This window comes from Deltaproteobacteria bacterium, assembly GCA_035063765.1.
GTDB lineage: Bacteria > Myxococcota_A > UBA9160 > UBA9160 > PR03 > CAADGG01.
On the sequence record JAPSFT010000036.1, the window covers coordinates 17,138 to 27,315 of the forward strand.

The following is a 10,178-nucleotide window of genomic DNA, read 5'->3' on the forward strand; positions in this document are numbered from 1 at the left end:
CCGGAGGAAGCTCGGAAACCCGTGAAGCTGGTCCGCCCCCTCACGCTCGCCGCCCTGGTAGTGGTGGTCCTGCTCGCGGCGGCGCTGGCAGGCCTGTTCGTGTCTGCGCGCTACGCGCCCGAGCGCCTGGCCGGCTTCGCCGGCCGCTGGCTCTCCGAACGGATCGGACCGGTCCGGGTCGGCTCCGTCCACGCCGCCTTCGCCTGGGGGCCCGCCCTCGAGGCCCGCGACGTCCGCACCCTGCCGGACGCCGGAGCCCCGGATGCGGCGCTGTTCGCGGCGCGTGTCCGGGTGGGCTTCGACCTGCGGCGGATCGCCCAGGGCGATTTCCGGGTGGCCCGCGTGCAGGTGAGCGGCCTGCGCGCGACCCTGCTCCGCGACACCGACGGCACGCTCCACCCGCGGGCCCTGCAGCGCCTGCTCGATCCGATCGGCGCGCGGTCCGGCCCCCCGGCGCGCGACCTGCCCGCGGCGATCGACGCACTGCGCGAGGCCGCGGGAGCGCTTCCTGCCATCACCCTCGAAGATGCCGCCGTCCACTGGCTCGACCGCGCTGCGCCCGCAGGAGCCGCGCTCGCCGATGCCGGCCTGCGCGGGCTCGACGGCTCGCTCCACCGCACGCCGCTCGTCGGAGGCCATTCGCTCGCCGCGAGCGGGCGGCTCGTCCAGGCCGGCGTGGACCGCGGGCGCTTCGAGCTCGACGCCGAGCTGCCCGCACTCGGCGCTCCCCATGCCGAGCTCGCGCTTGCCGATCTCGACCTCGCGGCACTCCGCCCCTGGCTCGCGCGCTGGCAGCCGGCGCACGAGGCCGAGCTCGCACTGGCGGGCCGGCTCGGCGTGCACCTCGCCTGGCGCAGCGACGGCGGCGGCCAGCGCCTCGAAGCGGAGCTGCTGGGCCTCGACCTCCGCGGGTCCGCCCGGCTCGGCCCGGAGCGCGAGCGGCGGGAGCTCGCGCTCCCGACCGCCCGCGCCTCCGGCGTCGTCGCGCTCACGCCACGCGCGCTCCGCGCCGAGCAGGTGGTGCTGGCGCTCGGGCCGCTGCGCCTCGACGGCAGCCTGCGCCTCCCCCGGCCGTTCACCGACGGCGCGACCTTCGATCTCGCCGCCGACGGTGAGCCCCTCGAGATCGAGACCGTCCGGCGCTGGCTGCGCGCCAGCGGCCAGCCCATCGCCCGGCGTGCGGCCGACGCCTTGACCGCGGGCCGCGTCGAGCGCTGGGCGCTGCGCTGTGCCGGCGTCACGCGCGCCCAGTGGCAGGCCGCCCGCGCCGATCCCGTCGGCGCCTGGCCCGAAGGCTGCTCGATCGAGCTCGCCGTCACGGGTGTGGGCGCCCGGCTCGGCGAGGGCCAGCCGCTCGGGTCACTGCGCGGCCGGCTCGTCTACGCGCGCGACCGGCTCGAGCTGGACGAGGTACGCGGCAGGCTCGGGAGCGAGCCCTTGCCGGCCCTCGACCTCGAGATCTCGGGCCTGCGCGCGGTGCTGGATTCGCTGGCCGGCGGGCGGCTCCCGGATCCCGTGCCGCCGCTCCCGGGCTGGTTCACGCTCGACGCCTGGGTGCAGGGCGACCGCAAGCCGGGCACACCCTCGCGCTGGCAGCAGGCCGAGATCACCGCGAGCCGCATCGAGCACCCCGCGCTGCTGCGGCCGATCGCCGGGCTGCGGGCCGTGCTGCTGCCGGTCCCCTTCGGCTGGGACGCCGAGATCACCGACGCCTGGTGGGGCTCGGCGCGGGTCGAGGGGCGGGCGCGCAAGTCCGGGGCTCCGCCGGGCCGGATCGAGGTGACCGCCCGGGCGAGCGCCGGCGGCTCGCCTCCGCTCGACCCCGCGGACCCCGACGCCTGGGTACGCGGAGGCTTCCGCGTCGAGCTGAGCCGACTCGGACCCTTCCGCGCCCGCGAGGTGCGCGGGCGCGTGCGCATCGAGGGGACCCGCGGCGAGATCCGCGAGGGCGACGCCGCGCTGCTGCCGCGCGGGCGGCTGGTCGGCGAGGTCGACCTCGCGCTCGATCGGCGCGACTCCGTCCCGGCCTCGGGGCGGCTGCGGATCGAGGGCGGCTCGGTCCCGGACCTGCTCACCGATCTCGGCCTCGACGGCAGCGCCATGACGGGCACCGCGCATCTCTCGGGCGACCTGTCCGCGAAGCTGATCCCGCGCGAGAACATCCTGCGCGAGCTCGTCGGCCCGGTCAGCGCGAAGCTGCGCGACGGCGAGATCAACCAGCGCATGAACCTGCTGCTCGCGATCGCGGCGGCGAGCGACACCTTCAACCCCTTCCGCTCGCGCAAGGTCCTGCCCTACGACGAGATCGACGGCGCCTTCGCCTTCGAGCGCGGCTTCGTGCGCGGCGAGTCGATCTCGCTGGTCGGCCCGGCGGCGCGGCTGGTCGGGAACGGCCGCGTGAACGTGCTCGACGCCCCGTATCCGGTGGAGGCGGTGGTCGGCGTGTACTTCTTCAAGAGCCTGGACGCCGTGATCAGCCGGGTGCCGCTCGTGAACCGGCTGCTGCTCGGCAAGGACGACAACCTGCTCGCCGCCTGGTTCGCGCTGACCGGCCCGTGGCTCGATCCGCAGGCACGCCTGCTGCCGAAGACGCTGCTCGCCTCGGGCCCGATGGGGATCGTCACCGAGGGGGTGCCGGGCTTCGTGCGCTCGGGCGTCGAGACGCTCGCCCGGCTGCTCGGAAGCCCGCCCGCCGAAGGTCCGCCGCAGGCGGCGGCGCGCCGTACGCCGCCACTCGACGTCCCGGAGACGCGCCCGTGACCTCGTCGCGCCGCAAGGTGATCGGGCTCGCCGCCGCCGTGCGCGCCGTACGCGCGGCGCAGCGCCGCGGCGAGCGGGTGGTCTTCACGAACGGCTGCTTCGACCTGCTCCACGTCGGCCACGTGCGCAGCCTCGAGCAGGCCCGCGCGCTCGGCGACCGGCTGGTCGTCGCGGTCAACGGCGACGCCAGCGCGCGCGCGCTCGGCAAGGGGCCCGGCCGCCCGATCGTGCCCGTGCGCCAGCGCGCCGAGGTGCTGGCGGCGCTCGCCTGCGTGGACTGGGTGGTCCCGTTCGCGGAGGAGACGCCCCTGCGCACGATCCTTGCGCTGCGGCCCGACGTGCTGGCGAAGGGCGGCGACTGGACCCTCGAGGCGATCGTGGGCCGCCGCGAGGTCGAGAGCTGGGGCGGGCGGGTGGTGCGGCTGCGCGAGGTTCCGGGGGTGCGGACCAGCGCGCTCGTGAAAGCGATACGTTTCCCACCGCGGGATCCAGCCGCTCGACGTCGGAGGAAGCCATGACGGACGCGCCCGTCAAACGCCTGCTCGACGAGGTCGGCCGCGTCGTCATCGGCCAGCGGGCGCTCCTCGAGGGCCTCCTGACGGCGCTGCTGGCCGGGGGGCACGTGCTCGTCGAGGGCGTACCGGGGCTCGCCAAGACCACCGCCGTGCGCGCGCTCGCCCAGGCGCTCGGGCTCGGCTTCCGGCGCGTGCAGTTCACACCCGACCTGCTCCCGGGCGACCTGCTCGGCGCCCCGATCTACCTGCCCGACGAGCGCCGTTTCGCGGTCCGCAAGGGACCGATCTTCAGCCCGGTGCTGCTCGCCGACGAGATCAACCGCGCGCCCGCCAAGGTGCAGTCGGCGCTGCTCGAGGCGATGGAGGAGCGCCAGGTCACGATCGGCGAGGAGAGCTTCCCCCTGCCCGCCCCGTTCTTCGTGATGGCGACCCAGAACCCGATCGAGCACGAGGGCACCTATCCGCTGCCCGAGGCCCAGGTCGACCGCTTCCTGCTCAAGCTGGTGGTGCCCTACCCCTCGGCGCAGGACGAGCTCGAGATCGCCGCGCGTGCCGGTGATCGGCCGACTTCGGTGTCGGCTGTGGCCGATGCCCACGCGGTCGAGGCGCTGCGCGCCGCGGCCGGCGCGGTGCACGTGGCCGACGCGGTCGCCGACTACGCCGTGCGGCTGGTCCGCGCGACCCGCGACCCGGCCGCGGCCGGCGCGCGGGTCGCGATGGCAGGCGAGCGGCGCCCGGCGGCCGGGCTGGTCGCGGTGGGGGCGTCGCCACGCGCGTCGCTCTTCCTGCTGCGCGCCGCGCGCGCCCGCGCCTTCCTCGACGCGCGCGACTTCGCCACCCCCCACGACGTGAAGCGCGTGGCCCCCGACGTCCTGCGCCACCGCGTGCTCCTCACCTACGAAGCCGAGGCCGACGGGGTCGCGCCGGAGGCGGTGGTCGAGGCCGTCCTCGACGCCGTCCCGACGCCCTAGGGCGGGCGCCTTGGACCTGCGGCTCGGCGCCGCGGCGGGCGGACCCGGGGGCGGGGAGCCGCTCGGCCCGGCGGCTGCCGCGCGCGCCGCGCGCCTGCTGTGGGTGCGCAGCCGCCGCGAGGCCACGAGCTGGCTGGTCGGCGGCTACGCGAGCGCGTTCCGGGGCGGCGGCGTCGAGTTCGAGGAGCTGCGCCCGTATACACCCGGCGACGACGTGCGCGCGATCGACTGGAACGCGACCGCGCGCAGCGGCGAGCCGTGGGTGAAGCGCTTCCGCGAGGAGCGGGCCCACACCGTCCTCGTGCTGCTCGACGTCTCGGCCTCGATGGCGTTCGGCAGCGGCCAGGCGAAGCTCGCGAGCGCCGCCTACGCGGCGGCGCTCGTGGCCGCGGCGGCAGGGCGAGCCGGGGACCGGGTGGGGCTCGCGCTGTTCTCCGACTCGCTGCGCAGCGCGCTGCCACCCGCGCGCGGCGCGCTGCATGGCTGGCGGCTCGTCCGCTCGATCGCGCGGGAGTCGCTGCGTGCGGGCGGCGCGACGGAGCTGGGGCTCGCGGCCGGCTGGGCGCTCGGAGCGGCGCGGCGCCGCGCGCTGGTCGTGCTGCTCTCGGACTTCCGCGACCCGGCGCTGGCCCGCGCGGTGGCGAGCGGCGGCAGCTCGCCGCTCGCCGCGCTCGCCGAGCGGCACGAGCTGGTGTCGATCGTGGTCGAGGATCCGCGCGAACGGGCGCTCGCCGCCGCCGGCACCCTGCGGCTCGTCGATCCCGAGCGCGGCGGGGCACCGCGCGTGCTCGGCACCGGCGCGCGGCGACGCGCCCGCTACGCCGCCGTCGCCGAGGCGCGCCGGGTCGCGCTGCGCCACCGCCTGCGCAGCGAAGGCGCCGACGTGCTCGCGCTCTCGACCGCGGAAGACCCGCTGCGCGCGCTGGCGCGCTTCTTCCGGACCCGCGTGGACCGGCGCCGGAGAGCCTGGCGATGAGGCGCGTGGCCGTGGCGCTCCTCGCGTTCGCGCTCGCGTGCACGGGCGAGGAGCGGCCGCAGGCGGGTGCCGCGGCGCCGCCGACACCGCAGGCCACCGTCGTGATCGAGCCGCCGCAGCTCCGCGTGGGCGACGTCGCCGTGGTGGAGGTCGCGGTCGCGACGCCCCCCGACCATGCCCTGCGTCCCCTGGCGCCGCCCGACGCCGCCGCGCTCGGCCCGCTCTGGCTGCTCGACGCCGAGGCGCTGCCCGTCGAGAAGCAGGGCCAGCGCTGGACGCACCGCACGCGGCTGCGGGTGCGCGCGCGGGAGATCGGCAGCGGCACCTGGCCCGCGCTCGCGCTCGAGCTGATCGGACCCGAAGGAGAGCGCACGCGCCTCGAAACGGCGCCTCGCCCCTTCGAGGTGGTGTCGATCCTGCCGCGCTTCCCGAACCGCCTGGTGCCCTTTCCCCTGCGGCGGCCCGGAGGCAGTGCGCCGGGTCCGTCGCCGCTCGTCGCGGCGGCCGGCGGCGCCGCGGCGGCGCTGGCGGCCGTCGCGGCGGTGGCGCTGCTGCGGCGTTCGCGACGCCGTTCCGCCGCGCGCGCGGCGCGCGCCGCCGAGGCGGCCGCGCGTGCGGCCGGCGCGCCCTGGCAGGAGGCGCTCTCCGAGCTGGCTGCCGCCGCCCGGGCTTCCGACACGGATTGGCGTGAGGCCGCCGATCGCTGTGCCACGGCGCTGCGCCGCTACGCGACCCGCCGCTGGGGCTTCGCGATCGAGTGCCGTACGACCGAGGAACTCGCGGCGCTCGCCCCGCCCTTCGCGCTGGCGCTGCGCTGGCCCACGGCACTGGCCTGGCTCCAGGAGCTCGACGCGCTGCGCTTCCGGCCGGGGGACGCGGCGGACGCCGCGGCGCGCGTGCGCCGGCTCGCCGGGGACGCGCAACGCTGGGTCGCCGAATCGATCCCGCGCGAGGCCGCATGATGGAATGGCTGGCCCGGGCCGGGCTCGCCTTCGACGCGCTGGCGCGCCCGTCGTGGCTCGCGCTCGGACTGGGCCTCGTCGCGCTCGGGCTCTGGCTCGCGCTGCGCCGCGCGCCGGACGCCCTGCCCTGGCCCGCGTGGCCCGAGGCCGCCGGCGCCGGCGCCCGCCCCGACCGTGCCCGCTGGCTCGGGCACGCGGTGCGCGCCTTGGCGCTGGCCGCACTCGCGCTCGCGATCTCCGGGCCGGTGACCGTGCACCGCGCGTCGCCCCCGCCCGGCGAGGGTCTCGACCTCGTGCTGGTGCTCGACGCCTCCGACAGCATGCGCGCGCTCGACGCCGAGCTCGACGGCGAATGGCACACGCGCTTCGAGCTGGCCCGCGAGGTGGTGGCGCGCTTCGCGCGCGAGCGAGCCGCGGAGGGCGACCGCGTGGGCCTCGTCGTGTTCGGCGAGACCGCCTTCACGCTCTGTCCGCTCACGAGCGACGGCACCCTGCTCGCCGCAGCCCTGGCCCGCGCCGAGCCGGGCATGGCCGGCGGGGCGACCGCGCTCGGCGACGCGCTGGCGCTTGCGGTGAAGCGCGTGGCGCCGGCGCGGGGCGGAGCCATGCCGCGGCGTGACGCACCCACGGAGCGCGCGATGCCCGATGACCCGGAGGGCCAGGCGCCCGGCGCCATGCCCGATGACCCGGAGGGCCAGGCGCCCGGCGCCATGCCTGATGACCCGGAGGGCCAGGCGCCGGGCGCCATGCCTGATGACCCGGAGGGCCAGGCGCCGGGCGCCATGCTGGGCCGGGTCGTGGTGCTGCTCACCGACGGCCGCAGCAATACCGGCGCGGTGCCGCCCGACGTGGCCGCGGCGCTCGCGGCGGCGCGCGGCGTGCGGGTCCACACGGTCGGCATCGGCTCGACCGGCGAGGTGGCGATGCAGGCGCCCGCGGGCAGCGGCCGCAGCCTCCGCTTCGAGCGCCACGATCTCGACGAGACGACGCTCGTGGCGATCGCGGGCGCCGCCGGGGGGCGCTTCTTCGCCGCCCACAGCTCGGCGGAGCTGGCGGCCGTGTATGCCGAGATCGACGCGCTCGAGCGCGTGGTGCGCCGCCCACCGCCGCGCGTCCGGCATGCCCCGCTGCCGGAGCCCTGGCTCGCGATCGCCGGGGGCCTCGTCGCGCTCGAGCTCGTGCTCGCGCGCGGGCTCGCGAGGCGGATCCCGTGAGCGGATGGCAGCGCAGCCTCGTCCACCCCGAGTGGGCGCCGCTCGCGCTGGTCTGCGCCGCCCTCGTAGCGCTCCTCGTGCTGGCGTCCTGGTGGCGCGCACGCCGGCGCGCGCAGCGGCTGCTCGGGGATCCGGGCGTGGTCGGCGCCCGGCGGCTCGCCCGCGACCTCGCGCTGCTGGTGGGGCTCGCCGCGATCACCGCTGCGGCGCTCGGTCCGCGCCTCGGCCAGCGCATCGAACGGGTGTCCGCCTCGGGCGCCGACGTCGTGCTGCTCCTCGACGTCTCGCGCAGCATGGACGCCGCCGACGTGGCGCCGAGCCGGCTCGTGCGCGCGCGCCAGCTCGCCATCGAGCTGCTCGCCCGGCTCGAGCCGGGCGATCGCGCCGCGCTCGCCGCCTTCGCCGGCCGGGGTGTCCTGCTCACGCCTCTCACCCCCGACCACGACGCCCTCGCCGAGCTGACCGGCGCGCTCGACGGCGAGCTGCTCGGCGATCGCGCCTCGGACCTGGGCGCGGGAACCGGCGCGGCGCTCGCCGCCTTCGAGGAGGCGAGCCGGCGCCCGCGCGTGATCGTCGTCCTCTCCGACGGCGAGGACCCGGCCGGCGGCGGCACCGCCGGGGCGGCTGCGCTGGCGCGGGCCGGCGTTCGCCTCGTGGCGATCGCGCTCGGGAGCGACGAGGGTGCCGCCGTGCCCGAGGCGGGGGACGGCGCGAGCGGGGGCGGGCAGCTCCACGACGCCCTCGGCCGGCCCGTCGTGTCGCGGCGCGATGCTGCCCGGCTCGCGCAGTGGGCGGCGGCGAGCGACGGAGCGAGCTTCGTGGCCGACCGCTGGGGCGCCATCGATCCGGCGCAAGCCATCGCGGCGATCCGCCGCGACGCGGTGGACGCCGGCGAGACCGTCGCGCGCCGGGTGCCGGCGGTGCGAACGGGGTTGTTCGCAGCCTTCGCCTTCGCCCTCCTCTGGCTCGAGTGGACCGGACTCCCGGATGGGCTCGGCCGCCGCCGCGGGCGGCCGGCGCTCCCGCTCCGGCGCGGCGCCGCGGCGGCGGCTGGTGCCGCGCTCGCCCTGCTGGTCTCCGGCGCCGCCCCGGGCGCGACGGACGCGCCTCCTGAGTCCGACCCCGACGCGGTGCTCCGCCTCGAGGCGGCGTTGCGCAAGCAACCCGCCGATCCGGCGCTGCTCTTCGAGCTCGGTGTCGCCCGCGCCGAGCAGGGCGACGGCCCGGGCGCGGCCCGGGCGCTGCGCGCCGCCGCGCTCACGGCGCGCGATCCGGCGCTGGCGGCGCTCGCCTGGTTCGACCTCGGCGTGCTGGCGCTCGAGGAGCGGGCGCTCGCGGACGCGCGCGATGCCTTCTTCGAGGCGCTCGCTCTCGTGCCCGAGGACCCGGAAGCGCGCTTCAACCTCGAGTGGACGCTGCGCGCGCTGGCGAAGGACCCGCCCCCAGCGGGACAGGGCCAGGAGGGCGGCGAGGAGCCCGAGCCGCCGCCGGACGAGACGACACCGCCCGGGGCCGCCGATCGCGGCGGGGACGAGAGCACGACGCCGAGCGCGCCGCCCGAGCAGAGCGTGCAGGCCGCGACGCGCTTCGCGCCCTCGCTGACGGAGCGCGAGGTCGAACGCTGGCTCGACGAGGTGCAGGACAGCGCAGGCGCCGCGTTACGAGCGGCTGCCGAGGCCGGCTCCGAGCGCAGGCAGCAGCGCAGGCAGGCGGTGGCCTGGTGAGGTGGCGGCTCGCGGCCGCCCTGCTGCAGGGAGCCTCGCTCGCGGCGATCCCCGCGCCGGCCCGCCCGCAGGAGGACCCGCCCTGTCGCGTCGAGGTGTCGCTCGAGCCCGAGCGGGCCTGGGTGGGCCAGCAGGTCCTGTTCCGCGCGCGCATGCTGCGCCGCGAGCCGGTGCGGGAGGTCCGCTGGCTGCGCGCGCTCTCCTTTCCCTCGCTGCGTTCCGAATGGCTCCCGGGCCGGACGCCGGACCCACGCATCGCAGACGTCGGGGACGCCTACGTGGTGTCCGAGGATCGGCGCGCGCTGTTCCCGGTGCGGCCCGGCGCGATCGAGATCGCGCCGGGTCGCGTCGGCTGCCGGGTCGCAGGCGGCGAACGCGAGGTGGCGGTTCCGGGCGCGATGCTGCTCGCGATCGCGCTCCCGGAGCCCGGGCGGCCACCCGACTTCGCGGGTGTGGTCGGTCCCGTGGAGGTACACGCGTACCTCTCGCGCGAGGTGCTGGAGCTCGGTGAGGCGCTCCGGCTGGCCGTCACCGTGACGGGAGAAGCGAATCTGTGGGCAGCCGCCCCACCGCTCGACCCGGCGCTCCCGCAGGTGGACGTCTACCCGCACGAGCCCGAGCTGCTGCTCGATCCCGGCGACCGGCTGTGTGCGCGACGCACCTTCGTGTGGGACCTGGTGCCGCACCGGGCGGGCCGGCTCGAGCTGCCGGCACCTCGCGTCCCCTGGTTCGACCCGGCGACCGGCCGCTACGCCGTGGCGAGCGGGCCGCGGTTGGCCGCCGAGGTGCGCGAGCGGGCGGTGACGCCCGCGCCCGCGGCGTCGCCGGCGCGGCGCTCGGGCGAAGGGGCGCCGTGCGCGCCGTGGCCCTTCGTCCTGCTCGGGATCGCCGGGCTCGGCGCGCTCGTGCTCGGCGCCACGTCCCGGCTCCTCGGCCGGCGCGCGCCGCTGCGCGCCGCCGCACCCGCCCTCGCCGACGCCGAGCAGGCTCTCGCCGCCGGCGACCACGCCACCGCCGCGCGCGCCCTCGCCGCGGCGCTGCGCGCAGGCCTCGGAC

At 78.0% G+C, this 10,178-nt stretch carries 8 protein-coding genes; all 8 read left to right on the forward strand.

Going from position 1 to position 10,178, the window contains the following annotated elements:
- Positions 1–21 precede the first annotated feature (21 nt).
- Positions 22–2,760 (forward strand): AsmA-like C-terminal domain-containing protein, encoded by a 2,739-nt coding sequence (locus tag OZ948_18665; protein MEB2346749.1) that lies wholly within the window; start codon positions 22–24, stop codon positions 2,758–2,760.
- Positions 2,757–3,278, forward strand: coding sequence for an adenylyltransferase/cytidyltransferase family protein (locus OZ948_18670; protein ID MEB2346750.1), 522 nt, complete (start codon positions 2,757–2,759; stop codon positions 3,276–3,278). Before OZ948_18665 ends, OZ948_18670 begins: the two co-directional genes overlap by 4 nt.
- Positions 3,275–4,246, forward strand: a complete 972-nt coding sequence (locus tag OZ948_18675; GenBank protein MEB2346751.1) for an AAA family ATPase — start codon at positions 3,275–3,277, stop codon at positions 4,244–4,246. Before OZ948_18670 ends, OZ948_18675 begins: the two co-directional genes overlap by 4 nt.
- Positions 4,247–4,256: 10 nt before the next feature.
- Positions 4,257–5,222 carry a DUF58 domain-containing protein gene (locus OZ948_18680; protein ID MEB2346752.1) on the forward strand — a complete coding sequence of 322 codons (966 nt, stop codon included), beginning with the start codon at positions 4,257–4,259 and terminating at the stop codon, positions 5,220–5,222.
- Positions 5,219–6,184: a hypothetical protein gene (locus OZ948_18685; GenBank protein MEB2346753.1), complete on the forward strand. Its 966-nt coding sequence runs from the start codon at positions 5,219–5,221 to the stop codon at positions 6,182–6,184. The genes OZ948_18680 and OZ948_18685 overlap by 4 nt, the downstream gene beginning before the upstream one ends.
- On the forward strand, positions 6,181–7,398 hold the full coding sequence (locus tag OZ948_18690; protein ID MEB2346754.1) for a VWA domain-containing protein: 1,218 nt from the start codon (positions 6,181–6,183) through the stop codon (positions 7,396–7,398). The genes OZ948_18685 and OZ948_18690 overlap by 4 nt, the downstream gene beginning before the upstream one ends.
- Positions 7,395–9,122: a VWA domain-containing protein gene (locus OZ948_18695; GenBank protein MEB2346755.1), complete on the forward strand. Its 1,728-nt coding sequence runs from the start codon at positions 7,395–7,397 to the stop codon at positions 9,120–9,122. Before OZ948_18690 ends, OZ948_18695 begins: the two co-directional genes overlap by 4 nt.
- Positions 9,119–10,178: hypothetical protein (locus OZ948_18700; GenBank protein ID MEB2346756.1), on the forward strand; the 1,060-nt coding region annotated here is incomplete at its 3' end. The genes OZ948_18695 and OZ948_18700, both read left to right, overlap by 4 nt.

What these genes read in the sequence shown, in the direction of transcription:
- OZ948_18685 (MEB2346753.1), top strand. Translation starts at nt 5,219, where the DNA reads ATGAGGCGCGTGGCCGTGGCGCTCCTCGCGTTCGCGCTCGCGTGCACG.
- OZ948_18675 (MEB2346751.1), top strand. Translation starts at nt 3,275, where the DNA reads ATGACGGACGCGCCCGTCAAACGCCTGCTCGACGAGGTCGGCCGCGTC.
- OZ948_18690 (MEB2346754.1), top strand. Translation starts at nt 6,181, where the DNA reads ATGATGGAATGGCTGGCCCGGGCCGGGCTCGCCTTCGACGCGCTGGCG.